The organism is Tropicibacter sp. Alg240-R139 (assembly GCF_900537075.1).
GTDB lineage: Bacteria > Pseudomonadota > Alphaproteobacteria > Rhodobacterales > Rhodobacteraceae > Falsiruegeria.
Window position 1 is genome coordinate 287,635 of the sequence record NZ_UNRA01000002.1, and the last position, 26,073, is coordinate 313,707.

Annotated in this window: 26 protein-coding genes and 1 tRNA gene; 19 read left to right on the plus strand and 8 right to left on the minus strand. The window is 53.8% G+C overall.

Annotated elements, in window-relative coordinates; genetic code table 11:
• Nucleotides 1-47: 47 nt before the first annotated feature.
• The 4 genes from G6R15_RS09080 to G6R15_RS09095 form a co-directional block, all read right to left on the minus strand.
• Nucleotides 48-1,043, minus strand: a complete 996-nt coding sequence (locus G6R15_RS09080; RefSeq protein ID WP_164659550.1) for a substrate-binding domain-containing protein — start codon at nt 1,041-1,043, stop codon at nt 48-50.
• A gap of 42 nt (nt 1,044-1,085) precedes the next feature.
• Entirely contained in the window at nt 1,086-2,072 is a 987-nt protein-coding gene (locus G6R15_RS09085) for an ABC transporter permease (protein ID WP_164660253.1), read from the minus strand.
• Between the two features lie 2 nt (nt 2,073-2,074).
• On the minus strand, nt 2,075-3,649 hold the full coding sequence (locus tag G6R15_RS09090; RefSeq protein WP_164659551.1) for a sugar ABC transporter ATP-binding protein: 1,575 nt from the start codon (nt 3,647-3,649) through the stop codon (nt 2,075-2,077).
• Nucleotides 3,650-3,845: 196 nt separating this feature from the next.
• Nucleotides 3,846-4,496, minus strand: coding sequence for a GntR family transcriptional regulator (locus G6R15_RS09095; RefSeq protein WP_164659552.1), 651 nt, complete (start codon nt 4,494-4,496; stop codon nt 3,846-3,848).
• Nucleotides 4,497-4,574: 78 nt separating this feature from the next.
• On the opposite strand from G6R15_RS09095, the gene G6R15_RS09100 reads away from it, so the two are divergent.
• The 11 genes from G6R15_RS09100 (at nt 4,575) to G6R15_RS09150 (ending at nt 14,148) form a co-directional block, all read left to right on the plus strand.
• The gene (locus G6R15_RS09100) at nt 4,575-5,471 is read left to right on the plus strand and encodes an SMP-30/gluconolactonase/LRE family protein (RefSeq protein ID WP_240336709.1); all 897 of its coding nucleotides are present in this window, start codon (nt 4,575-4,577) and stop codon (nt 5,469-5,471) included.
• 23 nt (nt 5,472-5,494) lie between these two features.
• Nucleotides 5,495-6,529, plus strand: coding sequence for a sugar ABC transporter substrate-binding protein (locus G6R15_RS09105; RefSeq protein WP_164659554.1), 1,035 nt, complete (start codon nt 5,495-5,497; stop codon nt 6,527-6,529).
• 88 nt (nt 6,530-6,617) lie between these two features.
• The gene (locus G6R15_RS09110; RefSeq protein ID WP_164659555.1) at nt 6,618-8,144 is read left to right on the plus strand and encodes a sugar ABC transporter ATP-binding protein; all 1,527 of its coding nucleotides are present in this window, start codon (nt 6,618-6,620) and stop codon (nt 8,142-8,144) included.
• Nucleotides 8,141-9,160, plus strand: coding sequence for an ABC transporter permease (locus G6R15_RS09115; protein ID WP_164659556.1), 1,020 nt, complete (start codon nt 8,141-8,143; stop codon nt 9,158-9,160). The genes G6R15_RS09110 and G6R15_RS09115 overlap by 4 nt, the downstream gene beginning before the upstream one ends.
• A gap of 2 nt (nt 9,161-9,162) precedes the next feature.
• Entirely contained in the window at nt 9,163-9,951 is a 789-nt protein-coding gene (locus tag G6R15_RS09120; protein WP_164659557.1) for an SDR family NAD(P)-dependent oxidoreductase, read from the plus strand.
• Nucleotides 9,952-9,978: 27 nt separating this feature from the next.
• Nucleotides 9,979-10,473, plus strand: coding sequence for a lactoylglutathione lyase family protein (locus G6R15_RS09125; RefSeq protein WP_164659558.1), 495 nt, complete (start codon nt 9,979-9,981; stop codon nt 10,471-10,473).
• Nucleotides 10,474-10,513: 40 nt separating this feature from the next.
• Nucleotides 10,514-11,497: a C-terminal binding protein gene (locus G6R15_RS09130; RefSeq protein ID WP_240336710.1), complete on the plus strand. Its 984-nt coding sequence runs from the start codon at nt 10,514-10,516 to the stop codon at nt 11,495-11,497.
• A 12-nt stretch (nt 11,498-11,509) separates the two neighbouring features.
• Complete coding sequence (locus tag G6R15_RS09135) at nt 11,510-12,199, plus strand: RraA family protein (protein WP_164659560.1); 690 nt, start codon at nt 11,510-11,512, stop codon at nt 12,197-12,199.
• On the plus strand, nt 12,180-13,097 hold the full coding sequence (locus G6R15_RS09140; RefSeq protein WP_164659561.1) for a 2-dehydro-3-deoxygalactonokinase: 918 nt from the start codon (nt 12,180-12,182) through the stop codon (nt 13,095-13,097). Before G6R15_RS09135 ends, G6R15_RS09140 begins: the two co-directional genes overlap by 20 nt.
• A complete protein-coding gene (locus G6R15_RS09145) occupies nt 13,094-13,726 on the plus strand; it encodes a 2-dehydro-3-deoxy-6-phosphogalactonate aldolase (RefSeq protein WP_164659562.1) in 633 nt (210 codons plus the stop codon). The genes G6R15_RS09140 and G6R15_RS09145 overlap by 4 nt, the downstream gene beginning before the upstream one ends.
• A complete protein-coding gene (locus G6R15_RS09150; RefSeq protein WP_164659563.1) occupies nt 13,723-14,148 on the plus strand; it encodes a methylglyoxal synthase in 426 nt (141 codons plus the stop codon). Before G6R15_RS09145 ends, G6R15_RS09150 begins: the two co-directional genes overlap by 4 nt.
• Nucleotides 14,149-14,177: 29 nt before the next feature.
• On the opposite strand, the gene G6R15_RS09155 is transcribed toward G6R15_RS09150, so the two are convergent.
• On the minus strand, nt 14,178-14,855 hold the full coding sequence (locus G6R15_RS09155; RefSeq protein WP_164659564.1) for a GntR family transcriptional regulator: 678 nt from the start codon (nt 14,853-14,855) through the stop codon (nt 14,178-14,180).
• 122 nt (nt 14,856-14,977) lie between these two features.
• On the opposite strand from G6R15_RS09155, the gene G6R15_RS09160 reads away from it, so the two are divergent.
• From G6R15_RS09160 to G6R15_RS09190, 7 genes are all read left to right on the plus strand, one after another.
• On the plus strand, nt 14,978-15,976 hold the full coding sequence (locus tag G6R15_RS09160; protein ID WP_164659565.1) for a TRAP transporter substrate-binding protein: 999 nt from the start codon (nt 14,978-14,980) through the stop codon (nt 15,974-15,976).
• Between the two features lie 120 nt (nt 15,977-16,096).
• On the plus strand, nt 16,097-16,549 hold the full coding sequence (locus tag G6R15_RS09165) for a TRAP transporter small permease (RefSeq protein ID WP_240336712.1): 453 nt from the start codon (nt 16,097-16,099) through the stop codon (nt 16,547-16,549).
• Nucleotides 16,549-17,832 carry a TRAP transporter large permease gene (locus G6R15_RS09170; RefSeq protein WP_164659567.1) on the plus strand — a complete coding sequence of 428 codons (1,284 nt, stop codon included), beginning with the start codon at nt 16,549-16,551 and terminating at the stop codon, nt 17,830-17,832. The genes G6R15_RS09165 and G6R15_RS09170 overlap by 1 nt, the downstream gene beginning before the upstream one ends.
• A 5-nt stretch (nt 17,833-17,837) precedes the next feature.
• Nucleotides 17,838-18,980, plus strand: coding sequence for an alpha-hydroxy acid oxidase (locus G6R15_RS09175; RefSeq protein WP_164659568.1), 1,143 nt, complete (start codon nt 17,838-17,840; stop codon nt 18,978-18,980).
• 132 nt (nt 18,981-19,112) lie between these two features.
• Nucleotides 19,113-21,347 carry a propanediol/glycerol family dehydratase large subunit gene (locus tag G6R15_RS09180; RefSeq protein ID WP_164659569.1) on the plus strand — a complete coding sequence of 745 codons (2,235 nt, stop codon included), beginning with the start codon at nt 19,113-19,115 and terminating at the stop codon, nt 21,345-21,347.
• Nucleotides 21,344-21,766 carry a diol dehydratase small subunit gene (locus G6R15_RS09185; RefSeq protein WP_164659570.1) on the plus strand — a complete coding sequence of 141 codons (423 nt, stop codon included), beginning with the start codon at nt 21,344-21,346 and terminating at the stop codon, nt 21,764-21,766. Before G6R15_RS09180 ends, G6R15_RS09185 begins: the two co-directional genes overlap by 4 nt.
• A 274-nt stretch (nt 21,767-22,040) precedes the next feature.
• A complete protein-coding gene (locus G6R15_RS09190) occupies nt 22,041-22,445 on the plus strand; it encodes a hypothetical protein (protein ID WP_164659571.1) in 405 nt (134 codons plus the stop codon).
• A gap of 231 nt (nt 22,446-22,676) precedes the next feature.
• Here the strand turns inward: G6R15_RS09190 and G6R15_RS09195 are convergent.
• The 3 genes from G6R15_RS09195 to G6R15_RS09205 all read right to left on the minus strand — a co-directional run bounded on the left by G6R15_RS09195 (nt 22,677) and on the right by G6R15_RS09205 (nt 24,615).
• Nucleotides 22,677-22,753, minus strand: a tRNA-Arg gene (locus G6R15_RS09195).
• 583 nt (nt 22,754-23,336) lie between these two features.
• Nucleotides 23,337-23,597, minus strand: a complete 261-nt coding sequence (locus G6R15_RS09200; protein WP_164659572.1) for a SemiSWEET family sugar transporter — start codon at nt 23,595-23,597, stop codon at nt 23,337-23,339.
• 94 nt (nt 23,598-23,691) lie between these two features.
• Nucleotides 23,692-24,615, minus strand: coding sequence for a helix-turn-helix transcriptional regulator (locus G6R15_RS09205; protein WP_164659573.1), 924 nt, complete (start codon nt 24,613-24,615; stop codon nt 23,692-23,694).
• A gap of 197 nt (nt 24,616-24,812) precedes the next feature.
• On the opposite strand from G6R15_RS09205, the gene G6R15_RS09210 reads away from it, so the two are divergent.
• On the plus strand, nt 24,813-26,048 hold the full coding sequence (locus tag G6R15_RS09210) for an agmatinase family protein (RefSeq protein ID WP_164659574.1): 1,236 nt from the start codon (nt 24,813-24,815) through the stop codon (nt 26,046-26,048).
• Nucleotides 26,049-26,073: the final 25 nt, after the last annotated feature.

Here is a 26,073-nt window from a genome sequence, read left to right on the forward strand (position 1 = left end):
ATTGGAGCAACCCGGCGCAAAACAGTCACGCCGGGCCAGCCTCTTGATCAGTGCTTGAACTGTGCGACGTTGGCCCGAGTGATGGGCATCACACCAGTTTCAACACGTTCAGGCAATGGATTGATACCTGCGGCTTTCCAGTCGGGAAGAACCTTGAGAGCATCGGTGTTTTGCCAATGCATCATGTGAAAGGCGAGGAAGATTTCCAAATAGGATTTTTGCGCAACAGCCCCAGTGATTGTGCCGTCTTCGATGTATGGCAACATGTCATCGTTGCGGTCCATGGCAACGATCTTGATATCGCCCACGCGGCCCGCTTCAGTCACCGCGATGGCGGCCCCTTTGCCGCTGTCGCCGTCCGTTCCGCCAATGCCAACAATGTCGGGGTGGGCTTGGATCGCCTGCAGATAGGCAGTGGGTGCATATGACGGATCGGCTTTGTCGTTCACAACATCGACAACTTCAATCTCCGGATATTTCTCAGCAAAGACCTGCTTGTAGCCCTCGACGCGCTCAAGTGTGGACGGGGCGGGGAAAGTGCCAAGGATAACTTTGCCTTTGCCGCCAATCGCCTGCGCCAACATCTCACCGCCAACGCGACCGGCTGCGACGCCGTTGATGCCAAGGAAGGTTGAGCGTGGGCTTTCGGGAACGTCACCGATGCAGCACGTGATAGGAATGCCGGCTTCGACAGCTCGCTCAATACCAGGAGCCAAAGTGGCTGGATCACCGGGGAAGATCAGGATGCCGGCAGGGCGGCGGGCGATCAATTCGTCCAGCTGACGAGCTTGGGCCGCGGTGTCGAAGTCCAGAGGACCTGTGAAAGTGGCTTTGATGCCCATCAGCTCTTCGAGGTCTTTCATCGCGTTGCGATAATCTACCCAAAAAGGCACCTGCGTAACGATTGACAAAAACACATACTCTTTACCCGCTGCGGCCGCCTGGGCCTCGCTTGAGAGTGTGGGCAGTCCGAATGCACTGGCCAGACCAGCCACGGTGCCGGCTTGCAAAAGGCTTCGACGATTGATGTTTGATTTGGTCATTTTGACCTCCCTTAGTGAAGATTGATTGGTGGTGGGTTTGGGTCAGTTGCGCCGACCCCGGATCAGCATGTCGAGAGCTACGGCGCTGACGAGCACCGCGCCGATGACGATCATCTGCCAATAGATTGAGACTGCGAGCATGGTCATCGAGTTATTAATAAGTGCGACAAAGACCACTCCGAGGAAGGCACCCAGAATGGTGCCTTCGCCACCCCGCAATGAGGCCCCCCCGATCACAGCAGCAGCCAGAACCTGCAGTTCGATTCCGTTGCCAGCAGTGGGTGTGCCGCTCATCAATCGCGAGGCAAGGAGAACTCCGGCCAAGGCCGCCAAAATACCTGTGAGCATGTAGGCAATCACACGTACGCGTCCGACATGGATACCCGACAACATGGCGGCTTTTTCGTTGGCACCGATAAAATAGACCTGTCGGAAAAAACGTGTGTGGCGCACTGCGAGGTCAAAGATCAGGATCAGGACCATCGTCAGCAGGACCAGTACAGGCAGACCACCCATGGTAGCTTTGCCGATCCAGCCAAACTCTTTGGGCAGGCTCGACAGGGAAAATCCTTCGGTCAGGACCAGGGCGATACCACGTGCAATGGACATAGTGCCAAGTGTCGCAATCAGCGGGTTGATACCCAGACCTGTCACCAAAAGCCCGTTGGAAAAGCCGACAACGGCGCCCAGAACAAGGCTGCAGGCAACTGCGACAGGAATGCTGTAGCCAGCCAGCATCAACATCGCGACAACAGTCGACGAAAGCGCCATGACCGAACCAACAGAAAGGTCAAAGCCTCCGGACGCCAACAGGATGGCCATGCCGATCACAATGATGGCCGTTGGGGCCATGCCGACCGACAGGGCGCGGAAGTTTGAGAATGACAGGAAGTAGGGGTTCAGGTTCGCCATTACGATAATAATAATCGCGATCATGAACAAAAGTGTCAGTTCGCGAATATCGATAAAGGCCCTCAAAATGCGTTGCATCGGAGATTTTTTTACAGCGAGGTCGCCATTGATTGCCATGCTCACGGGTTCATTCCTTTCTGAAGGGGTGCAGAGGGGCGGCCGCCGTTGGCTGAAAGCCCGGCAGCCATTTGCAACAGGCTGTCTTCGGTGGCGTCATGTGCTGCCACGTCACCCATGACACGACCTTCGTGCACCACCAGAATATGGCTGGATAGCGATACCAGTTCTGGGAAATCCGAAGACACAACGATGATCGCCATACCTTCGGCAGCTCGCCGCTGCAGTTCGGTGTGGATCTGAAATTTGGCACCAACATCCACGCCTTTTGTGGGTTCTTCGATGATCAAAAGGTCGGGTGCGCGTTCCAGCCATTTGGCCAGCATGATCTTTTGCTGATTGCCCCCTGACAGTGAGCCGATGATCTCTTCCGGGCCTCGGGTTTTCACGCCAAACGCTTTTATGGCGCGTTCGCTGGCCTCCATGACCGAGCGACGTCGGATCAGTCCAAAGCGCGTATGTTTGTCGAGACTGGCCGCGGCCAGGTTGTTGTAGAGCGTCTCTTCGAGGAACAGGCCTTCGGTTTTACGCTCTTCCGGAACGTATCCGATGCCAGCGCGCATTGCGTCTCGCAACGAGTGGAAATTTGCGCTCTTACCACGTAGTTTAATGTTTCCGGAGTGCCCGTGCATCAGGCCCACAAGAGATCGCATGATTTCGCTACGTTTCGAGCCGAGCAGACCCGCAACTCCAAGGATTTCACCTGAACGCACGCCAAAGGAAACGTCCATAAAATGATCGGGGCTGGTCAGGCCTTCCACCTCGATCACAACATCGCCAAGCTGGTCATCGCTGCGCTCAACCTCACCGGGGTGGGCGCCGCCGATCATCTCGGCGACCACCTTGCCCTGCGAAGTGCCACCGGTTGGCGTTGTGCTGATTTTTTTGCCGTCACGCAGCACGGAAATCCGGTCAGCGATGGCAAAAATCTCGGTCATGTGGTGGCTGACATAAACAATGCCAATTCCCTTGGCCGTCAGTTTACGCAACACCTTGAACAAGGCATCAACTTCGTCTGGCGTCAGGGCCGACGTAGGCTCATCCAACAGCAGAATTTGCGAATCCATCGAGATCGCCTTGACGATTTCGACGATCTGGCGCGTGCTGATAGGCAGGCTGTCGACAGGTTGGGACACATTGATGGACAGATCAAACTCTGCCAGCAGTGCTTCTGCACGGCGGCGCAATTCCGGCCAGTCGACGACGCCAAAACGGGATGGGGCACGGCCAGCAAAAATATTCTCGGCGACTGACAGGCCGCCGGCCAGGCTCAACTCCTGAAAAACACAGCCGATGCCCAGTGCTTGTGCGTGTGAAGGGCTCTCGATACGGACCTGCTGTCCGTTTCGCTGCACTTCGCCATCTGTGGGCTGATGCAAACCGTAAAGCAGGCCCAGACAGGTGGATTTCCCCGCCCCGTTTTCTCCGACCAATGCATGGATTTCGCCGGGCAAAAGTTCGAAGTCGATGCCGTCGAGGACGAGGTTCGATCCAAAAGATTTTTTGACTCCGGACAGTGTAAACAATGGGCTTTGCCCAGTCGTTACACCTGTCACACTAACAGATTCGTGTCGCATCAAATTCCTCCCACATCAACATTGGTGTCTGGTATATCAGATGTCAATTTAAAATTATTAATATAATTCAGCATCTTGACTGGAGGCAGGGAATCAAAAATGAAAAACCAACCCTTCCAGAAGAGAAAGGTTGATCACTCATTTTCAAACGCGAACCATAAGAGGCAGCGTTAAGAATGTCTGTTTTGTGAGTTACTTACTGGTTCGCTGTGAGGGAATAGGTCGCTCGGGTTCTGTCAATATGCTCAACCAGCAAGCTACGAACTGTAGGCATATCTTTTTTGCGCACGGCGATTGCCAAATCCTTGTGTTCAGCAAATGATAGCTCCGTGTGACGTGGCAATCCTGAAAGATGGGTTCTCAGCGCCGCAATCTTGCCAACATAGCGCTCGTAGCTGGAAGCCAAGTACAAGTTGCCTGCGTGCTTGAAGATCAACTGATGAAAGGCAGTATCAAGTGCCAAATACTCTTTTACGTCACCCTTCCTTTGCGCGACCTTCATCTTTGCGACGTTGTCTTCCATTTCACGGGCCAATCCCTCAGCGCTTCTTTCCAGAGCGAGTTCAAAAGCAGCAGATTCGATTGCCAGTCTGAAGTCGCATATCTGCGCAACTTCTTCCTCACTGAGCGTAAACACGCGAACACCTTTCTGTGGCTCAATATGCACGAGCCCTTCATCCCGGAGTTGCGCCAGAGCTTCCCGTACGGGGGATTTGGAGACCCCAAGGTCTTCGGAGATTCCCCTTTCGGAAAGCGCCTGCCCCATAGAGAGAGTGCCATCAACAATGCTCTCACGAAGATGCTCGAGGGCAAGCTCTTTCAAAGATTTGGGACGTGTAAGAGGCATTCGGTCACCTAAAAAATTGTTGCAAGGTAAAGATTATCTGATACACCAGTTAAAGCAAGCTGGTATATCAGACACCAGATGATTCTTTTTGAAAGGACCGCCGGAATGCACGCCGAACTCGTTCTTGATTGCAAAAATCAACACGGTGAGGGGATCTTTTGGAACCCCAAGGACAAGTGCGTTTGGTGGGCGGATACAGAGGGCCGTACGATCTGGAGCTATGATCCAGAAGCGGGATCACACCAAGTCTATGATATGCCCGACCGTGTCTGTTGTTTCGCAGCATGCGATACAGGCGGCCTGATTGTGGCCTTTGCAAATCGCGTCTCTCTTTTTGATCTTGATAGTGGAAGAGAAGAGAAAATTTGTGATTTTGAACCTGACAATCCGGAAACCCGAGCCAACGATGGGCGCACGGATCGTCAGGGACGATTGATCGTCGGGGGAATGAACGAGGTCTCTGGTGCCGCAAATTCATCTGTCATTTGCATCGATTCTGACCTGACCGTTTCGACGTTGATCACCGGCATCTCCTGCGCCAATTCAACGTGCTTCAGCGTGGACGGTAAGGCTATGTACTTCGCAGACACCCCAAATCGAGAAATCCTGGTTTACGACTACGATCCAAAGGTTGGTGCGGTGACTGGCGTACGACAGTTCGCGTCGTTTGAAGGAGAGCCCGGCTTGCCGGATGGTTCCTGCATTGATGCAGAGGGCGGTGTCTGGAACGCGGAATGGTCAGGGCGCCGTGTCGTGCGGGTTTCCCCGGATGGCATCATCGACAAGGTCATCGAAGTGCCAGTCTGGAAGCCGACGTGCTGTGCCTTTGGTGGCAAAAATCTCGACACACTTTTTATCACGACGTCCCGCTTGAACAGCGATGACGACGCGTTGGCAAAAGAGCCCCTCTCCGGAGGTCTTTTTGCCGTCAAACCAGGTTTCAAAGGCGTGGAGGATACGCCCTTTCGAAATTGAGAACACCGATCAGGGAGGAAAACATGATCAATTCGTTCAAAACCATAGCACTGGCTGCCAGCCTAACGGTCGCAGCTGCGGCAGCACAGGCTGGTGACTATCCGACACCAGTACCGCTCAAAGAAGGCGCGCAAGCCCCTATCAGCGCGATTAAGCCTCGCAATGAGACGTTTCGCATCGCCTACATGCCACCTGCGACCGAATTCAACTATTACATCGCGATTGGCGAAGGCATCAAAGCCGTTGGCAAAGAAGCTGGCGTAGATGTCTTTATGCTGGCCCCGCAAAGTGGTGCTGACATCAACGGTCAGATGGGAATGATTCAGGATGTTCTTACACAGGATGTCGACGCGATCATCTTTGGTACACACGATGAATTTGCTGCTGCCCCTCTGCTGAAAAAGGCGGTCGATCAGGGCATTGCAGTTTTGATGATCAACTCGGACATCCCAAACTTCCCAACTCCGATCCACGGCGTCGTTGGCTATTCGCAACGCAACGGCACCCACGCGATCGCCGATTGGGCGATTGAAACTTATGGCGACAAACCGTTGAAGGTTGGCATCATCGAAGGTCAGCCTGGATATCACTCGACCGAGCGCGTCGGTGGTTTCCTTGATGGCATCGAAGGCAATGAGAACTTCAATGTGGTTGTGTCGATTGACGGCAAGTGGAATGTCGAAGGCGGCAACACCGCTGGCATGGACATCCTACAGTCACACCCCGATCTGGATCTGGTCTTTGCGGCCAATGATTACATGATCATTGGCGCGTCTTTCGCAGCCAAAGCCTTGGGTCGTGGTGATCTGATCATGCTGGGCAACGATGGTGACACATCCGGTCTGGAAGAAATTGCCGCCGGCAACATCACCGCGACCGTGAATACATCGCCTTACCTGATGGGCAAAGCCGCCATGAGCGCAACATTGGATGCCCTGAACGGGACTTACGTTGGCGGCTGGATCGAAACCCCCACCTCGATCGAAGATCAGGCAGGTGCGACGGCGGTTCTGCAAGAGCCTGAAAAGCTCTTCCCGCAGCCTTCGAAGAAATACTAAGTCACTCCCCGCTCTCCGGCGACCCGCTCCTAAGGGCGTCGGAGAGCACCCTTCTAAAATGCAAGTCACTTAGGATCGGTTTGGTTCCATGGATCAGAATAGGACGCCTCTTTGGGAATTTGTCGACGTTAGCAAGGCCTATCCCGGCGTTCTGGCCAACGACAAAGTCTGCATCAAATTGCTGGATGGCTCGATCCACGGGTTGTTGGGTGAAAACGGGTGCGGAAAATCCACGCTCATCAAGACGCTCTCGGGTGTTCAGCAGCCAGACAGCGGTCAAATCCTTTATAAAGGTAAAGCAACACATATCGGCGATCCTCAGGATGCGCGCGACAAGGGCATTGCCACTGTATTTCAGGAATTTTCCATCGTTCCGACCCTGTCTGTCGGAGAAAACATCTTTCTCGGCAATATGCCAAGGAATCGCTTTGGGGTGATTGACTGGAAGCAGGTAAATACCTCTGCGGCGTCTGTTCTTGCTGAGATGGAAGTCGATATTGACCCCGAAGCCATCACTGGAAATCTATCTGTCGGTGAACAACAGCTGGTAGAAATCGCCAAGGCCGTTGCGATGAAGGCCCGGATGATCATCCTTGACGAGCCGACCGCCGCCTTGGGCGAGGACGAAATCGAGCGCCTGCATGCGCTTTTGCGCAAAATGCGCGGTCAGGGCACCGCTATTCTTTATGTCTCCCACCGCTTGGACGAGGTTGAGCGGATCGTCGATGAAGTGACGATCCTGCGTTCCGGGCGGGTTGTGCGCGCCAGCGGTGAGACAGAAATCAATGTCAGCGAGATTGTCAGCGCCATGGTTGGCGAAGATATCGCCGAACACTACCCCAAGGAACAAAATGCCAGCGCCGAAATCGTTCTGACCGCCAGCAATCTGTCGACCAAGAACGGTGTCGAAAACGTGAGCTTCGATCTGCACAAAGGCGAAGTTCTGGGACTGGGTGGCGTGTTGGGCAGTGGCCGAACCGAGATTGCGCGTGCGCTATTTGGGGTAGATACGCTGACCGGTGGCAACGTCACCCTCAATGGCAAACTCTTGAAAGTCCGTCACGAGATTGACGCGATTGATGCGGGCCTCGCTCTGGTGCCAGAGAACCGAAAATTCGACGGCCTATTCTTTAATTTCCGTGCCAGTGGCAACATTACGGCTGCATCCTTGGGTGGATTGTCCAGGTTGGGCGTCCTGAATTTGAAGTCCGAAGAGGCGGGCACCCACAAGCTGATCGAAGAGCTTGAGATTTCGCCGCAGGCCGAACAGAAAACCGTAAACTTCTTGTCTGGTGGTAACCAGCAAAAAATTGTGATTGCCCGGTGGCTGTTTTCGGACTCCAAGGTTCTGATTTTTGACGAGCCGACACAAGGTATTGATATCGGTGCGAAAATCGCCGTTTACAAACTAATCAATGCACTAACGCGTGCCGGTAAATCCATCATTTTGATCAGCTCTGACCATGACGAATTACTGGCGATGAGCGACCGTATTGCCGTCGTGCAGCACGGCAGTATCAGCCGCACTGTTCCGGCTTCTGATCTTACCCATGACGACCTGGTGAGGGCCTCTGCGACGCAGATGGACTACACGGCGACGGAGGAACGCCAATGAAACGTATATTTGATTCCCAACTGATCGGGCCGTTTGCCGCAATGATGATTGTTGCCCTTGTTGTGGCGCTGACCACTGAGCGGTTCCTGAACCCCGGTAACTTGTCGAACCTGTCGCTTCAGGTAAGCATTGTTGCCCTCATCGCCATCGGATCGACGATTGTAATATTTGCGGCAGGCATTGATCTCAGCTCGGGCTCTATGGTGGCCCTTCTGACGATGATCCTGGCTCAGGTGCTAAAATTCATGGGCATTCCGCTAATGATGGCTGTGCCTCTGATATTGATTGTTGGCGGATTGCTCGGCTTCGTGCTTGGGGCCATCACCGCCTACGGACGCATTCCGGCGTTCATTACGACACTGGCAGCGCTGATCGCGTTCCGGGGGTTGGCGCTGACCTTTAACAACGGCTCGCCGATCTTCTCGCTCGATCCGGCACTTGAGCCGCTGTTTTACGGCAAAGTCGCCGGTATCCCGATGCCGTTTTTCTACCTTGTCTTCTTCTATGGTCTCGCGGCTTTCATAATGAATTTTACCAAGCTTGGCCGCGAGATTTATGCCGTGGGTGGCAACCCGGCAGCGGCAGTCCTGACCGGTATCAATGTACGCAAAGTGCAGACGATGACCTTTGTGATCGCTGGCTTCATGACCGCCGTTGGAGCAGTGTTGATGTCCGCACGCCTGAATTCGGGTTCCCCGAATTATGGTCAAACCCTTGAACTTCAGGCCATCGCGGCCGCCGTTGTGGGCGGTGCCAGCCTTGCTGGCGGGCGCGGTAACATCCTCGCCACATTAATGGGCGCGATGACCATCGTGATTGTTCAAAACGGCCTCAACCTCAATGCAGCGCCGTCGTCGGTTCAAAACATCGTGCTTGGGGCCATCATCCTGCTGGCGGTTGGGATTGACATGTGGCGTACCGAGCTTTCCGCGACCATTGGGCGGCTGTTTGGTCACTCAGATCAACCGGCATCGCGGGCATCTTCCGCAAAACCCGCAACTTCAAAGGACAGCTAAAAATGGACCTTGGATTGAAAGATAAACTGGTACTGGTCACCGGTTCGGGATCGGGCATCGGCAAGGCCACCGCCAAAACATACCTCGACGAAGGCGCGCGCGTGATTGTGCATGCCCTGACCCAGGCCGAGGTGGACGCTGCGGTCGCGGATCTGTCGCAACACGGCAATGTCGTGGGGCAGGCCGGTGATCTGACCAATCTGGATGACGCCAACGCGCTGTGTGCGTTTGCAGAGGCGCAGGGTGATGTCGATGTCTTGGTCAACAATGTTGGCATCTTCTCGGTCAAGGCGTTTGAAGATCTGACCGATGAAGACTGGATGACTTACTTTAACATCAACGTCTTAAGTGCGGTACGTATCAGCCGGGTGATCCTGCCTGCGATGCTGGAACGCGGCACCGGATCGATTGTTAATCTGGCCAGCGAAGCAGGCGTCAAACCCTTACCCCAGATGGTGCATTACTCGGTCACAAAGACCGCGATGCTGGGCCTGACCCGTGGCATGGCTGAACTGACTAAGGGCACCGATGTCCGCGTGAATTCTGTGCTGCCCGGCCCAACCTGGACCGAAGGTGTCGAAGCTTACTTTGTCGGCTTGGCCAAGCAAAAGGGCCTGCCGATGGACGAGATCATCGACAACTACTTTAAATCTGATGAGCCAACGTCATTGATCCAACGATTTGTCCATGCCGAAGAGGTGGCCCGCACCATCGTCACGGTGTCGGCCAATGCGGCTGCCAATGGCGCTGCGCACCGGGTCGAAGGCGGAATCATCCGCAGCATTCTCTAATCAATGAAAACTTAAGGAGCGAACAAAATGAGCGCACTGACATTCTCTCACATCGGGATCACAGTCCCGGATCTGGACAAAGCTGTCGAGTTTTATTCCAAAGCATTTGGCCTTTACGTGATCATGGGACCTACTGAGGTGCAGCACGATGACAGCGCCATCGGACAGATGTGCGATGACGTCTTCGGTGAAGGCTGGGGCAAGTTCCGCATTGCACATATGTCGATGGGTGACGGTGTTGGCATCGAATTGTTCGAATTCCCCAATACCATCGAAGAAGAGCGTCCCTTTGAGTACTGGCGTCGTGGTCTGTTCCATTTCTGTGTGCAGGACGACAATGTTGAAGAGCGTGTAAGGATTATTGAGTCACTTGGTGGCAAACAACGCATGAGCCAGGTGCGCGAATATTATCCGGGCGAGAAGCCCTATCGCATGGTCTATATGGAAGACCCGTTTGGCAACATCTTCGAACTTTACAGTCACTCTTACGAACTGACCTATTCGGCTGGCGCCTATGTCTGATCCCGGCGCCCCCCTCTTTAGGTCTGACCGCCCCAAAGTCGTGATCACTGATTATGACTATGGGGATGTCGACGTCGAGCGCGCCATTCTCGAGAACGTTGGTGCCGAAGTCATCGCATTGCAGGCCAAGTCTGAGGCCGATCTTTTTGAGGTTGCGCAGGATTGCGCGGCTATGATGAACCAGTATGCGCGGATTGGATCAGAGACCATTTCGCGTATGCAAAAATGCGAAGTGATCGCGCGCTATGGTGTTGGCGTTGATATCGTCGACGTCAAGGCCGCGACGGACCGAAACATTCTGGTCACCAACGTGCAAAACTATTGCACCGAAGAGGTCGCGGATCACGCGATTTCATTGTGGCTAACCCTTGCCCGCAAGCTGCCCGACTATGACCGGGCGACGCACAAGGGCATCTGGCAATGGCAAAGCGGCAAGCCGATCTATCGCTTGCGAGGCAGAACCATGGGCGTTGTGTCATTTGGCAAAATCGGCCAGGCCATTGCCGCACGCGCGTGTGCTTTTGGGGTGAATGTGATCGCCTATGATCCGTTTTTGCCCGAAGCAATTGCGCGCGAAAATGGGGCAGAGCTGGTCTCTAAGGCCGACCTTTTGGCCCGTTCAGATTACATCCTGATGCAGGCTCCGATGACGCCTGACACAAAGTACTTTCTGTCGGATGCTGAATTTGCCGCGATGAAACCCGGTGCGATTCTTGTCAACACGGGCCGTGGCCCGACGGTGGACAACAAGGCGCTTTATCGTGCTTTGACCGAAGGCCATCTGGCCGCTGCTGGTCTTGATGACCCCGAGGAAGAGCCTGCGAAACGCGCCAGCTGGGATCCGGGTGACAACCCGATCTTTGCGCTTCCGAGCGTCGTGGTGACACCGCATGCAGCGTATTACTCGGAAGAGTCGATCACAGCCGCGCGCACAATTGCCGCCACCCAAGTGGCCAAGGTGCTGACCAAACAAACACCCGATTACACAGTCAATGCAGAGGCATTGGCCGCAACACCCGCATAACAGGAGATTAACATGCCCGATGTGAGCACAGACCTCAGGGTCTTCAATGATTTTGACCGCAATCCGGAACTGCTGAAAAAATTCGACAAGGTGCTGGAGGCGTATTCCGCAGCCGCCATCTTTGCTGATGTGCAGTACCGTACCGGCGTGATGGACAGTGCCATCAAGCCTGCCTTTCGTGCCAAAGTGACCGGTCAGGCCGTGACGGTTCAACTGTCAAAGGGCGATCTGGTCGACCCTTTGAGGGCGCTTGAAATGGCTCAGCCGGGTGATGTGATCGTTGTTGATGCAGGTGGCGATTTGCAAACGTCGGTCTGCGGCGGTCTTATGGGCGGATTGGCCCAGAACCGTGGAATCCGCGGCATGATTGTGGATGGTACCGGTCGCGACACGGACGAACTGGAAGATATCAACTGGCCGATCTGGACAAAAGCAATCACGCCACGCGGCACGCATACGATGTTCTCCCAACGCAAGGAAGAGCTATCGATTAACGTCCCAATCGCCTGCGGCGGTGTCGTCGTGAACCCCGGTGACTTTATCGTGGCCGATCTGATGGGGGTCGTTGTGATCCCGCAAGAGATCGCCGAGGAAACTGTGCGTCTTGCACAGGAACAGGCTGACCGCGAAGAAGAAACCCGCAAGTGGGTTGCCAAAGGTAAAACTGTTGAGGATCTGCTGAATGAATTCGGTCGCATCTGATGCAGCACTGATCGGTCTGGATTGGGGCACGTCCTCACTCCGGGCCTTTCTTATCAATTCAGACGGAGACATTCTGGACGAGGTTTCCACCTCTCAGGGCATCATGAACGTGAAGGGTCGTGACTTTGACGCGGCCTTTCATGATCTGATCGGGGCCTGGGTTGACGAAACACCGTTGCCAGTCATCGCATCGGGCATGATCACCAGCCGTAATGGTTGGGTTGAGACGCCTTATGTTCAGGTTCCTGCTGGAAAAAACGACCTGGCCAAAGTGCTGGTGCCGTTCAAATCGTCAAAAGGTATCTCCATACAGTTTGTGACGGGTATGACCGCCGAACACGATGGTGCACCGGATGTCATGCGCGGAGAGGAAACCCAGATCATAGGGGCCGCTGCAATGGGGCTGGGTGACGGCATTTATGTCCTTCCCGGAACGCACAGCAAATGGCTTGTGGTCAAAGACGGCGGCATTGAAGACTACAAAACCTACATGACTGGTGAACTGTTTGCTGCACTCAAAGGCCATACAATCCTTGGAACTTTGATGAAGGACGGTGAATTCAGCGAAGAAGGCTTCAGGATTGGCGTCAACGAAGGCCTGAGCGCCGCTGGTGACTTGCTGAATACGTTGTTCCACGTCCGAACCATGCCCTTGTTTGAGAAAATCTCCGCTGAAATGGCGGCTGACTATCTCTCGGGCATGCTGATTGGCGCTGAAATTTCCTCTGGCTCAAGTGATATTGAGGCAGGGCAAGTGACAATTGTCGGACGCGGCGACCTTGCGGACCGCTACGAGATCGCCTTGTCAGTGGCTGGGCATTCCAGTCGCAGAGCCCCCTCGAACATTTGTGCCCGGGGACATTTTGAAATCGCAAAATCGGCGGGATTACTATCATGACCCTTTGGGAAAACGCACTATCTGACAATTCAATGATCGCAATTCTGCGCGGCCTCGAGCCAGTTAGGGCGATTGAGGTTGCAGACATTCTGGTCGATGCCGGATTTCGGATCATAGAAGTTCCGCTAAATTCACCAGATCCGTTGACGTCTATCGAAGCTATCGTAAGGAAACACGGAAACAGTGTTATCGTCGGAGCAGGCACTGTTCTGACAGAACAACAGGCGACGGACGTCATTGGCGTGGGCGGGCAAATCATTGTGTCTCCCAACATGAATCCAGCCGTTGGCAAACGAACGGTCGAGCTGGGCGGCAAGTGGTGCCCCGGTGTAATGACACCTTCCGAGGCCTTCGCAGCATTGGAACTGGGGGCATCTGTCCTCAAATTCTTCCCGGCCGAGCTTGTTCCGCCCAAGGCGATTTCAGCGATGCGCGCGGTTTTGCCAAAGGATGCAGTTGTGGCTGCAGTTGGCGGTATTACACCGGAAACTATGGTTGATTTTTATAAAGCGGGATCAAATGGGTTTGGCTTGGGATCGGCACTGTTCAAACCGTCCTACGATAATCACGCCCTGAAACAACGCGCGAGAGCCTTTGTGACGGCATACAGAGAGCTGGACGCAGCGTGACGGGGCGACGCAGTAGTCCTGACAGGTCGCCAGGCAGGCTCTGTCGGCTGGCGCTCGTCGCGCATGACGCCCAAAAGGAACGGTTGGTCGCATGGGTCGGAGAAAACCTTGATGTTTTCCAAGATGCTGAAATTGTTTCGACAGGAACAACAGGTGGGATGTTACTGCAAACTTATCCAGAGCTGAAGGTTACTGCGCTAAAAAGTGGCCCCCTTGGAGGCGATCAGCAAATCGGTGCATTGATTTGCGAGGAAAAATTGGATGCACTTGTTTTCTTTACAGACCCGCTCTCGCCGATGCCTCATGATGTTGATGTCAAAGCGTTGACCCGACTGGCGACGGTCTATGACCTGCCAAGTGCATGCAGCCGTTCAACGGCCAACCTCATCGCACAGGGAATGCGGCATGGTTTTTTGGACTGAGGGGGCGCATCAGATTTCAATGTGATGTATCACAAGCTGTCTTTTTTCATGATTTCGTCAAGCGCATTGCTGCCGCGATCAATTTGTTCGCTGAGGACCTGCTTCGCTTCCGTGTGACGGCCTGATTTTAGCGATTTGGCAATTTCAAGATGCTCAGAATAGGATTTGTCGGTACGCAGTGGCGCCCGCGACAGGTAAGTCCGTAAGGTCGAGACCTTATGGCTGACGCTTTTGTAGCCTTCCTTCAGAAACTGATTTCCAGAAAACTCAAAGAATGCATCGTGAAAATCCCGGTCAAGCTTAAGATAGCTGTCAAAACTCCCTGACAGACGTGCCTCAGCCATGCTTGCGCAGATGTCATTCAGGCACTTGCACAATCCCTCAGCATCGTTTTCGAGGGCCAGATCAACCGCTGCAGATTCCAGCGTAAACCGATAGGTGCAAAGTTGATGTAGCTGGTCAGCGGTCAGCGTAAACACCCGAACACCCTTTTGAGAATCGCTTTGTATTAGGCCTTCGCGTTTTAGAGAAGAAAGGGCCTCACGCACGGGTGTTTTGCTGATTCCGAGAAATCTGGACAAAGAAATTTCTGTAAGAGCCTCTCCCAGCCGAAAATCGCCACGGATGATTGCCTCGCGAATATGGTTTGCGGCTATGTCGGTAAGCGTTTGTGGGCGCTCAATTTTCAGAACCGTTACTTGTGTCACATGTGTCTCCCTGCGCGCCATGAAACCAGCCTAACTCAAAATTGTTTACTTTGCTACAGAATATCTGATATACCAGATATGAGATCGTAAAATGAAATGTCATTTTGAACTCTGGAGGAAACATGTTCAAAAAAACTTCTCTCGCGCTCGGCGCGGCTTTCACTCTTGGCTTTGCACTTAGTGCGTCAGCCGGAACAGTCATCAAAATCGGTCACGGCGCCAGTGAAACGTTCCACATGCATCGCGCGATGCTCAAGTTTGAAGAGCTGGTCGAAGCCGGTTCGGGAGGGGAGATTGACGTTCAGATTTTCCCGTCATCACAAATGGGACCTGACCGGGAAATGATCGAAGGTGTTCAGACCGGTGTTCTTGAAATGGCTATTCCGCCGTCCTCATTCTTTGCAGGATGGGATCCGGCGTTTGCTGTTGTTGAATTGCCTTACATGTATGCATCCAAGAATATCGCTTTCAAAGTGCTTGAGGGCGAAGCTGGTGACAGCATGATTGCACGCCTCGACAAGCAGGGTCTCGTGGGTCTTGGCTGGCTTGAGCTTGGCGTTCGTAACGTCACCAACAACGTGCGTCCGATTGCGTCGCCAGAGGATCTCGAAGGCGTAAAGTTGCGCACCATGAAAGTACCTGCGCACGTAGCGACCTTTGAAACGCTTGGCGCCAACCCGACCCCAATGAATTTTGGCGAGGTCTACTCGGCGCTTCAACAGGGTGTGATCGACGGACAGGAAAACCCGCTGGCCATCATCACCTCGCAGCGTTTTTACGAAGTGCAAAAGCACCTGTCGACAACCGGTCACGTCTTTGCCGTCTACATCCCGGTCATCAGCCAGATGGCGTTTAACGGCCTGTCGGCTGACCATCAGCAGCTTCTGCGCGACTCGATGGCGGCAGCCGGCGCGTATCAGCAAGAACTGGTGTCTTCCGAGGATGCAGAACAGCTTGAAACAATCCGTGCTGCGGGTGTGGAAGTGCTCGAACTGACAGCTGAACAGCGCCAGGCCTTTGCTGACAAAACCGAAAGCGTGCGTTTGCAGTATCGCGACGAGGTCGGCGCCGAAGCCTATGACGCCTGGGTTGCAGCCGTTGCCGCGGCATCTGCCAGCTGATCGATCCGGCACCTAAAAAGACGGCATCCGTAATCTCGAATTACGGGCGCCGAAATTTCTGTGGGAGGAATTGTTATGGTTGCCATCAGGTGGTTGGACCAAAATGTTGAACGGGTCCTTGTGAGCATTCTGCTTGCGGCGATCGTACTGTTGATCGCTGGAAATGTGGTCATGCGTTATATTTTCAACGCGTCATTGTCGTGGGGTGAAGAGCTGACACTCTGGTTCTTTGTCTGGTTTATCTGGTTGGCGGTAAGCTACGGCTTTCACAAACGGGAACATATCCGCATCACGGTTCTGCGCGACCTGTTGCCGCCCCGTGTTGTGCCGTTTTTGAACATCGCGGTCGACATTCTAATCCTGGCGTTTTTGTTCACGCTGATCCGGGAATGCGTCGCGTTGATCCGAATGCCGTTTGTGGCCTCGCAATCCTCTGTCGTGCTCGGGCTGCCAATCCCGCTCTTATACTCTTCCGCACCGATTGGGGCCTCTCTGTCGGCTATTCGCGTTCTGCAAAATCTATGGCGCACGATCCAATCCATGCGCCAATCTGAATACGGAGGGCAAGCCTGATGGTCGCCGCAGTACTTTTTCTTTCTCTTGTCGCCCTCCTGTTTTTTAGCGTTCCGATCGGGATCTGTCTTGGCCTCGCTACGATGGTGGTCATGCTGTTTGTTGACGGCACGCCGCCATTGGTTTTGCTGGCGCGCTCGGTAGTGACCGGGGCTGACTCATTTCCGCTGATTGCTGTGCCACTGTTCGTTCTGGCGGGAGATCTGATGCAACACGGCGGTATGTCGCGCCGGATTGTGGCTTTCGCCAACTCACTGATCGGACACATTCGGGCCGGGCTGGCTTATGTCAACGTTTTGGCCTGCGTATTCTTTGCGGCTATCTCGGGCTCGTCCCCTGCGACCGTCGCTGCCATCGGATCGAACATGATCCCCGAGATGGAAAAAGTCGGATATTCGCGCCGCTTCAGCAGTGCACTGACTGCGTCTTCAGGCATGATAGGCGTGATGATCCCACCCAGCATTCCCTTCATCATCTACGGTGTCACCGCCGAGGTTTCGATCGGTAAGCTGTTCCTTGCCGGCGTGATCCCAGGCGTCATGTTCGCGCTTATGTTTATGTTCATTGCACGCATTCTTCTGCGCAAAGAGAGTGATGTGGTCGAATCTTCCGTACCCTTTTCGGTTGGCTCAGTAGCTTCGAATTTTCGTACATCTTTCTGGGCATTGCTGGTGCCCGCGATCATCCTTGGTGGCATCTACGGTGGTATTTTCACACCCACTGAGGCCGGAGCCGTTGCTGTGGTCTATGCCGCATTCATCGGGCTGTTTGTGTACCGTGACATCCGTATCAGCGACCTTCCTACCATTCTGGCCCAAAGCGCGCTGACCAGCGGAACCATCCTTATTCTGGTCGTCATGGCCGCTGCTTTTGGTCGCCTCGTGACGTTGGCACAGATACCGACGCAACTGGCCGAAAGTCTGACGAGCCTTTCCAGCAATCCGATCCTCATATTGTTGCTGATCAACTTGTTGTTGCTGGTCATCGGGATGTTCATGGAAACGATCTCGTCGATCATCATCATGACACCAATCCTGCTTCCGGTTACCACCGCGCTGGGTGTTGATCCCATTGTGTTCGGCGTGATCCTGACTGTGAACCTGGCGATTGGTTTCTGCACCCCGCCACTTGGCGTGAACCTGTTTGTGGCCAGCGGTATATCCGGTGTGTCGATCGAGAGGATCAGCATCGCTATTCTACCCTTCTTTGTCGGGATGCTGGTGCTCTTGATGCTTGTCACCTACGTGCCAGCACTGTCGTTGGCGCTGCCATCGCTTTGGTGATCGCAATGGAATTGGATCTGTCTCATCCGTCTATCGAAGACCTGCGCCGAAGGGCGCGCAAACGAATGCCAAAATTTGCCTTTGAGTATCTGGATAGCGCGACCGGGCGCGAGCTTGGTTTGCAGATCAATCGCGACGCTCTGGATGCGGTTGGGTTCATGCCCGGCATTCTTCAGGGGCGGGTTGAGGCGGAGCTCAAAACTTCTTTTCTGGGACAAACGTTTGATTCACCTTTTGGCATTGCCCCCATCGGGATGTCAGGGTTGATCTGGGCAGGGGCAGAACGCCATCTGGCAAAAGCAGCGGTTCAGCACAATATCCCTTACTCGCTCTCCAGCGTTGCGGTGGCATCGCCGGAAGATGTGTCACCATACATCGGCAATAACGGCTGGTTTCAGCATTACCCGGTGAATTCGGCAGAATTGCGCAGGTCGATGTTGCCACGCATAAAGGCCGCTGGGTTCAACAAACTGATCATCACTGTTGATGTTCCTCAGGAAAGTCGCCGTGAGCGGCAAAGGCGTGCCAACCTAACAGTGCCTCCCAAGGTCGATTGGCAAACGGTGGCGTCGATGGCGATGCGTCCGGCCTGGTGCCTTGCACATCTTCGCGAGGGCATCGTTCCGCGAATGCGGTTCTTTGACGACTACATTTCCTCTCGCGGGCGACAGAGTTTCACCCACGCAGGTGCACTGATCCGGGGCTGCCCCGACTGGCAATATCTGCGCGAGTTGCGACAGGAATGGGATGGTGATCTGATCGTCAAGGGTGTCCAGAGATCGGAAGACGCCAAAAGGTTGGCTGAAGAAGGCGTGGATTGCATCTGGGTGTCGAACCACTCCGGCCGCCAGTTCGAGGCAGGACCGGCTGTGATCGATCAGCTACCCAAGATCCGGGCAGCCGTGGGACCGGACATGCCGCTGATCTACGATTCTGGCGTGGCCTGGGGACTGGACATCATGCGCGCTCTGGCCAAAGGGGCAGATTTCGTGATGGTTGGCAGGGCCTTTCAGTATGCAGTTGCGGCCTTTGGCTCAAAAGGGATCGATCATCTTGTGCACATCCTGCGCGCAGATATTCAGGCAAACATGAGCCAGCTTGGTATCGAAAAGATGGGCCAGCTAAATGACTGCCTGTTGAAGGACTAACATGCATGGCCCCGGGTATGTAAAACTGCCCCTGTAATTGCGAGGTTGCTTACGAGACGCCTGCTGAGATTTGGAATAAACTACCAACAGCGTAAAAGATACCAAAACGCTGCTGAGACAAGGAACAGAGCCATGGTCCAATCCCGCTCGAAACGCTTTGAGAAACTGCGCGAAAGAGACATCAACAAAGAGGTGTATGTCTCCGAGCTCCCCGAGCTTGGCCTGATCGTGATGGATAGCCCCACCGACCCCAAGCCGTCTTTGGAAATGCGCGATGGGCGGATTGTTGAAATGGATGGGCGGCCAGAGGCAGAGTTTGACGCCATTGATCGGTTTATTGCGGCGCATGCAATCAATCTGGAGCGGGCTGAGATGGCGATGGAGATGGGATCTCTGACAATTGCCCGCATGCTGACCGATATCAACGTGTCGCAGCGAGAAGTGATGGCGGTGTTCTCGGGGCTCACACCGGCAATGATCGCCGAAGTGATGAGTCATCTCAACGTCGTGGAAATGATGATGGCCATGCAGAAAATGCGCCAGCGCAAGCGGCCCTATGATCAGGCGCATGTGACCAACTGGAAAGAAAACCCCTGCCTACTCGCCGCTGATGCCGCCGAAGCGGGACTACGTGGGTTCGCCGAAGAGGAAACCACGGTCCGCGTCGCCCGCATGGCACCGTTTTCAGCACTGGCGCTGCTGGTTGGATCACAGGTTGGGCGTCCCGGAGTGATGACACAAATCAGCTGCGAAGAGGCGCTGAACCTGCGATTGGCGATGAAGGGTTTGGCCACCTATGCGGAAACGCTTTCGGTTTATGGCACAATCCCGTCCTTTCTTGATGGCGACGACACACCTTGGTCCAAAGGCATTCTGGCGTCAGCCTATGCTTCGCGGGGGGTAAAGTCGCGTTTCACGTCCGGGTCGGGATCTGAGGCCCTGATGGGCTATGGTCTTGGTTGGTCGATGCTTTACTTGGAAATTCGCTGCATTTTGATGGTCAAAGGCGCCGGCAGCCAGGGGGTGCAGAACGGTTCGATCTCTTGCATTGCACTGCCTGAAAGCCTGCCAAATGGCGTGCGCGGCGTGATGGCTGAAAACCTTGTCGCGGCCTCCTTGGGGCTGGAAGTTGCTGCGGGCAACGACGCCATGTCATCGCATTCCAGTATGCGCAAAACTGCCAAGCTGATGCTGCAGATGTTGCCCGGAACTGACTTTGTAACCTCCGGCCATTCGGTGATGCCCCGCAAAGATAACCTGTTTGGCGGCGGGAATTTTGATGCCGAGGACATGGACGACTGGTTGGTCATCCAACGGGACATGCAGGTTGATGGCGGTCTGAAACCAGTGCGCGAAGACGATGTTCTGTCGGTCCGCGAAAGAGGCGCTCGGGCTATTCAGGCCGTGTTTGCTGAAATGGGCTTCCCTGCGATCAGCGACGAAGAGGTTGCCGCCGCGACCACGGCATTTTGCTCGGACGATATGCCCGACCGTGACAGTGTGACCGACCTCGCCGCGGCTGACGCGTTTCTGGACGGCGATCAGACCGCGCTTGATGTGGTGGCGGCCCTGACCAGAGCCGGATTTGACGATGTCGCTGAAAGCGTTCTCGAAATGCAGCGTCAACGGGTTCTCGGGGATTATCTGCACACCTCAGCCGTTTTTGACGAGGATTTCACTGTTGCCAGTGCTGTGAACACTCCCAACGATTACGAGGGTCCCGGAACCGGCTATCGTGTGGAGGGCAAAGTTTGGGATGATATTCGCGCTCTGCCGCAGGCGCTGGATCCACATGCACTGATCAAGGATGAGGCCCTCGATCCGAATGTGATCCTTGAACCGATCGGTCCGGCAGGAGAAGGCAGTGAGACCGAAGTGGTTGTATCTCTGGGGCCAGCCTTTGCATCTGTCATGAACCAGACACTTGCTGATCTGTCCCATGCCGATGTGTTGCACGCGATCCTCGAGGGGATCAAAAGCGAGGGTGTGTCTGCCCGTGTTGTCAAAGTTTGGCATGGTGCGGATGTGGCCGATATTGGCTTGTCTGGCGCACAACTCAGCGGATCTGGCATTGGCATCGGGTTGCAATCCAAAGGTACGGCGCTGATCCACAAAAAGGGGCTGGCGCCGCTCAACAATCTCGAGCTTTTGTCCATGGCACCAAATCTAACTTTGGAAAGCTACCGCGCTCTGGGGCGTAATGCTGCCTGTTACGCCACCGGTCGCGCACCCAGCCCAGTGCCGATGAAGATAGATAACATGGCGCGGCTCCGGTTGATCGTTCATACCACACTGTTACATCATCGTGAGGTAAATCAGATTGATGAAGGCCGTGGGATTGAAGAAATGAAGGTGACCTTCCGATGACTGACAAACCTGAGATCCGCTATCCGTTGGGCGTGCATCATCGCGATGAAATAAGTGCCAAATCCGGGCGTCCATTGCGCGACCTGACACTGGATCAGGTTCAGCAAGGGAACGCGCAGCCGGACGATCTTTCGGCCAGCACAGAGACTTTAAAAATGCAGGCGCAAATTGCGCGGGAATCCGGGTATGATGAGGTCGCAGCCAACCTAACTCGCGCAGCCGAAATGGCGGGCATGCCCAACGTTCAGATACTCGAAATCTACGAAGCGTTGCGCCCGGGGCGGTCGACTTATTATCAGCTTTTGTCGCTAAGTCAGCAAATTACAAGCATGTATGGAGCCGAGAACACCGGTGGCTACATCCGTGAAGCCGCCGAGGTTTATCGCGACACGGGTTTGTTGAAAGATGAGGATCGTTAAGTTTTGATGGAGTGAGCACGCTACTTTCACCGTCTTAGCCAAGGAGGGTGAAAATTGCTCAAACTAACTTAGACAAAGACCGTGAAAACAGTCGCGTCACGACACAAATCGCGACATTACCCGTGAGCAGGCAATGCTTTCCAAGCATCTCAGTTTCCCATAGTGATCGAGAATTCAACTGGTAAACGCTTTACTTGAGCAATGCCGAATTAGAAAATTCAAAAAGTCATTTTCTTTTTTTGAAACGAGACACACTTTCTCATCACTATTCACAATGAATGAGAAAAACATGAACAGTAATACTCTTTTGAACAAGACTCTTTTTCACGCCATTGCCAATGGCAGACTTTCGCTGAATCGGGAAGACTACAGCATTAGCTTTCAGCTAAAGGGTAACGATTGCTATGTTTCTGGTCGACTACTCTTGCGTCCGGACTGGGCGGATGCACTTGGGCGTCCAGGTACAATGCCAATGATTGAGACGATAACACTGCCCAGTGGCGAGGCCATTGACGTTGACTCAGGCGCTATTCCTTCAACTGAAATTGGTGCTCTGTATCCGGTTCTGCAAGAGCGCTTGGCCCCGGAACGGCTCTTTACAAGTCGTAAGGGGGAGGGCTGGCTACTGACCAGCTCTAAATCAAAACCGATGGGTGACAATTTCCTTCTTTGTGCTTGAAGCAGTGCCGGTTTTACCGGTACGGCGACTGTCGTAATCGTGTGAGCCAACTTGGCTTGGCCAGCGAAAGGCCAAGCTTGGCTTCCAACAAATAGGGGAGTCCTTCAGCTTTTACATGGCCCGAAAGGAAAGCGCCGCCATCAAGCTGATCAACGATTCCAAGTCGTAAGACTCCTACCAAAACTTCACCGCACTGATAAAGCCCCGCCACTATTACATCAGGAGGAGGTGTGGCGACCCCGGAAGAACTCGAATCCTCAACCTGCTGATTAGAAGTCAGCTGCTCTATCCAGTTGAGCTACGGGGCCGTATCCACAGAGGGTATGTAGCAGATGAAAAAAACTGTGAAAAGCACGTTTCCTCCCCTCGAAGACAAGATAGTAATAATTTATCGAGATAAGTAATAATTTGAACACTAAAACACCCAGTGTCGTTGCCAACGTTTGGGGGCGAAGACATTTAGTTGGAAAAAATTACCTTATAATACAAAGTTTTATGGCTTTATTACTGCAAAGCAAAGCAAGGGTTGCAGATCCTGAGCTCGTGCAAAAGGGGTTGCGGGGGAGATGGTTGGTTAAGATAAGGGTTCGAGTCCTCCAGGGCTCGCCAAATATACCGTCTCTGTGCCAATTGACCATAAGTGTGGAGTTCCAGCGCGGTTTATGCAAATCCGCGCCAAGAAGGTTTTTTTGCTGGTGCAGGCAGCAGCAAGAGGGGCACCGCAAATTCCCACAGGCAGCCTCTCCAGCTATTTGTCTTGTTTTATAGATGTCGTGCTTCTCGGTGGACACATACAATGGGCAGCATTCTTCTTAGGGCAGTGCTCGCAAGGCGTTCTGGGGGTTAGAGAAGCTGGGAAATCTGGCGTGTGAAAGGGTGGTTTTCACCTGACTAGGCCATTGACCGATCCAATTGATACTTCATCACCATCGCGCAAATGATGCTGGTGACAAACACGCCGTTCATTATCAAGACCGGGGTCAGCCCGAGAAAAAAAGCATAAGCTTCATAAAAGGCTCCGCTCAGACCCGAAGCAGCGAGAGTCCCCCAAGACAAATCAGTCATCGAGCGAGTTCGCATGGACTTGAAGATCTGCGGGAGAAAACTGATCATCAGGAAAACGCCGCCTATATAGCCAAGCAGATCAACCATCCAACACCTCGCACGTTTTTTGTGGCACCGAGCAATCTACATGCTCTTGGGTAAACGACGAATGGATAGGTGTGAACACGTCGACCCCCTTGGATCAGTTGCTTTCCAAGGTTTGACTGGGGAGTTCGCCATACATCCGACGATAGTACTGGGCAAATCTGCCCAGGTCGCTGAAGCCATTTCGAATTGCAATTTGCTTGATCAGAGTTCGGTCAAGGTTTGCTTGAATGATCTCCGAGCGGACGCACTGCAAACGTTGTTGCAACATGTAACGACCAGGGCTGATCCCAAGTTCCTGTCGAAATGCAAGGTCTAGAACCCGCAAACTGACCCCAAGAGTTGATGCCAAAGCGCTTGCACCGATCCGATCAGACGAGTGATTTGCCAGCCGAACGGCCCGTTGAACCAGGCCAAAACCAGCGACTGGTCGAGCTCTTGGTTGTTGCATTGCGTTGGCTTCGTCCAGTGCTTTGCCAAGAAGACACAATATCTCATCCTGAAGCGCCAGATCGTCAAACAACATTTCAACTCGGTCAGACAACATCAACTCGAACAGGAGCTTGCGCAATTGCCGACCGGTTCGCATCAACGGGACTACGGCGTTGGTACTGGAACTTACCAGTCCCCGCGTTTTGCACGGTAAGGCGTTGTACCGGTCAAAAAGGTCTGTTTGTGCCGTCAGCATCACCATGCTCAAGTTGTGTGGCGTGCGTGCGAAATGATCGCGATCCGAAGATGTAACCAGCATGTCGTCAGGTCCGACTTCGTGCCCGCACCAGGCTCCGGGCATCATGCTCGGGTGATAGAATGCTACAGTCGTCTTACCCTTTTCAATCAGCCAATCCGAGACGCCGCCATGGGTTTCCTGGTTGAACAGAAGTTCCATATCAGGCAGGCGGCGCGTCTTCACAATCGAAGTTGTCGGGCCTGTGTCAACTTGGACTGTTTCCAAATCCCATCCGCCAAAAGCGGATGCTGTTTGGCCAAAGTCGGCAAATTCTTGATGTGTTACGCTCATGCTACCCGGCGGCGAACAGCCGCGATGTGCGCTATTTTCGGAAATTGGATCGGCGGTTTCATCCACATCCTCATCAAAGTCTAATTTTCCGAATCTGCATACTCATTTTTCGAAACGAGTAGAGCCCGTGAGATAGCATTGTCGTGCAACGCGGCAAGTTTGCGGCAGGCCGCAATCCCGGTCAACAGGAGTTATTGATGTTTGAAAACATATGCAAAATATATGCTGGCACCATCGGGCTAGCCGCGATCGTGGCAGCATCTTCAGGTTTCGCTGAAGGTGAAAAAACCATCGAGCCAACAATCCCGATGGATACATCTGACCCTAGTTATGAGTTGTGGAAAACGCCACGAGACGACCTGGGCAATGGCCGTGAAGCGGGCCCCATTAACGTTCAGCGTTATCCGGGGGGATTGGGGTTCGCTGGTATTCCTACGTTTTTCAAACAGCCGCTTGCGTTCACAACAGAGGATTTGGTTGCCGGTGATGTAGATGTCGCGGTCATTGCTGCTTACAACGACATGGGAGGTGGCGTACGCGGTGCAGCCCTTGGGCCGATGGCGATACGTGCCCTGCCAGGGCCAATGGCATGGGGTGTCATGCGCGCCGAACATATGCACACGATGGTCAACCCATTTGAGGTGCTGAACATTGTCGACTATGGCGACGCCCCCAACGATCCATGGAGCACCCACCGGACGATGGACGCGGTGCGAGAGTTCTTGGCACCTGTGGTCGCCACCAAGAACCAAAGGGGTGAAAACATCATTCCCGTGATCGTGGGTGGTGACCATTCGCTGATGTATTCCAACGTTGCAGCGCTGTCTGATGTTTACGGCAAGGGTAACGTCGGAGTGGTCCATTTCGATGCACATTATGATGCGGGCAAGAACGTATTTGGCCATTTGATCAGTCACTCACAGCCGATTTACCGCCTGATCGATGAAGGCCACGTTCCGGGCAAAAATTACATTCAGGTTGGCCTGCGCGGATACTACCCGTCAAAAAGCTCATTCGAGTGGATGCGCGAACAAGGGTTTCGCTATCACACGATGGGCGAGGTCGAATTGCGCGGCTGGGAACCCGTCATGGAAGACGTACTGAAAGAAGCCAATGATGGCCCCGAGTACATGTACATCTCGTTTGATGTTGACGTGTTGGATCCCGCCTACATACCCGGAACGGGAACCCCCGAACCCAATGGCCTGACACCTCGGGAAGTGTTTCCATTGATCCGCCGTCTGTGCGCAGAATCCAATGTGGTCGGGTTTGAATTGGTTGAATTGGCACCAGAACGGGGGCACGGTTACGAGTCCGTGTTGACGTCTGAACGGATCATTCGCGAATGCCTTGTCGGGATCGCTCTGCGCAAATCGGGCATTGACGAGAAAGATTATCGTTCACCGTTGACACTAGATGACGGACGAGACTGAATGGTAAAAAATCACGCAGACCAAC

What these genes read in the sequence shown, in the direction of transcription:
- G6R15_RS09080 (WP_164659550.1), bottom strand. Translation starts at nt 1,043, where the DNA reads ATGACCAAATCAAACATCAATCGTCGAAGCCTTTTGCAAGCCGGCACC.
- G6R15_RS09085 (WP_164660253.1), bottom strand. Translation starts at nt 2,072, where the DNA reads ATGGCAATCAATGGCGACCTCGCTGTAAAAAAATCTCCGATGCAACGC.
- G6R15_RS09090 (WP_164659551.1), bottom strand. Translation starts at nt 3,649, where the DNA reads ATGCGACACGAATCTGTTAGTGTGACAGGTGTAACGACTGGGCAAAGC.
- G6R15_RS09095 (WP_164659552.1), bottom strand. Translation starts at nt 4,496, where the DNA reads ATGCCTCTTACACGTCCCAAATCTTTGAAAGAGCTTGCCCTCGAGCAT.
- G6R15_RS09100 (WP_240336709.1), top strand. Translation starts at nt 4,575, where the DNA reads ATGATTCTTTTTGAAAGGACCGCCGGAATGCACGCCGAACTCGTTCTT.
- G6R15_RS09105 (WP_164659554.1), top strand. Translation starts at nt 5,495, where the DNA reads ATGATCAATTCGTTCAAAACCATAGCACTGGCTGCCAGCCTAACGGTC.
- G6R15_RS09110 (WP_164659555.1), top strand. Translation starts at nt 6,618, where the DNA reads ATGGATCAGAATAGGACGCCTCTTTGGGAATTTGTCGACGTTAGCAAG.
- G6R15_RS09115 (WP_164659556.1), top strand. Translation starts at nt 8,141, where the DNA reads ATGAAACGTATATTTGATTCCCAACTGATCGGGCCGTTTGCCGCAATG.
- G6R15_RS09120 (WP_164659557.1), top strand. Translation starts at nt 9,163, where the DNA reads ATGGACCTTGGATTGAAAGATAAACTGGTACTGGTCACCGGTTCGGGA.
- G6R15_RS09125 (WP_164659558.1), top strand. Translation starts at nt 9,979, where the DNA reads ATGAGCGCACTGACATTCTCTCACATCGGGATCACAGTCCCGGATCTG.
- G6R15_RS09135 (WP_164659560.1), top strand. Translation starts at nt 11,510, where the DNA reads ATGCCCGATGTGAGCACAGACCTCAGGGTCTTCAATGATTTTGACCGC.
- G6R15_RS09140 (WP_164659561.1), top strand. Translation starts at nt 12,180, where the DNA reads ATGAATTCGGTCGCATCTGATGCAGCACTGATCGGTCTGGATTGGGGC.
- G6R15_RS09145 (WP_164659562.1), top strand. Translation starts at nt 13,094, where the DNA reads ATGACCCTTTGGGAAAACGCACTATCTGACAATTCAATGATCGCAATT.
- G6R15_RS09160 (WP_164659565.1), top strand. Translation starts at nt 14,978, where the DNA reads ATGTTCAAAAAAACTTCTCTCGCGCTCGGCGCGGCTTTCACTCTTGGC.
- G6R15_RS09170 (WP_164659567.1), top strand. Translation starts at nt 16,549, where the DNA reads ATGGTCGCCGCAGTACTTTTTCTTTCTCTTGTCGCCCTCCTGTTTTTT.
- G6R15_RS09175 (WP_164659568.1), top strand. Translation starts at nt 17,838, where the DNA reads ATGGAATTGGATCTGTCTCATCCGTCTATCGAAGACCTGCGCCGAAGG.
- G6R15_RS09180 (WP_164659569.1), top strand. Translation starts at nt 19,113, where the DNA reads ATGGTCCAATCCCGCTCGAAACGCTTTGAGAAACTGCGCGAAAGAGAC.
- G6R15_RS09185 (WP_164659570.1), top strand. Translation starts at nt 21,344, where the DNA reads ATGACTGACAAACCTGAGATCCGCTATCCGTTGGGCGTGCATCATCGC.
- G6R15_RS09190 (WP_164659571.1), top strand. Translation starts at nt 22,041, where the DNA reads ATGAATGAGAAAAACATGAACAGTAATACTCTTTTGAACAAGACTCTT.
- G6R15_RS09200 (WP_164659572.1), bottom strand. Translation starts at nt 23,597, where the DNA reads ATGGTTGATCTGCTTGGCTATATAGGCGGCGTTTTCCTGATGATCAGT.
- G6R15_RS09205 (WP_164659573.1), bottom strand. Translation starts at nt 24,615, where the DNA reads ATGAGCGTAACACATCAAGAATTTGCCGACTTTGGCCAAACAGCATCC.
- G6R15_RS09210 (WP_164659574.1), top strand. Translation starts at nt 24,813, where the DNA reads ATGTTTGAAAACATATGCAAAATATATGCTGGCACCATCGGGCTAGCC.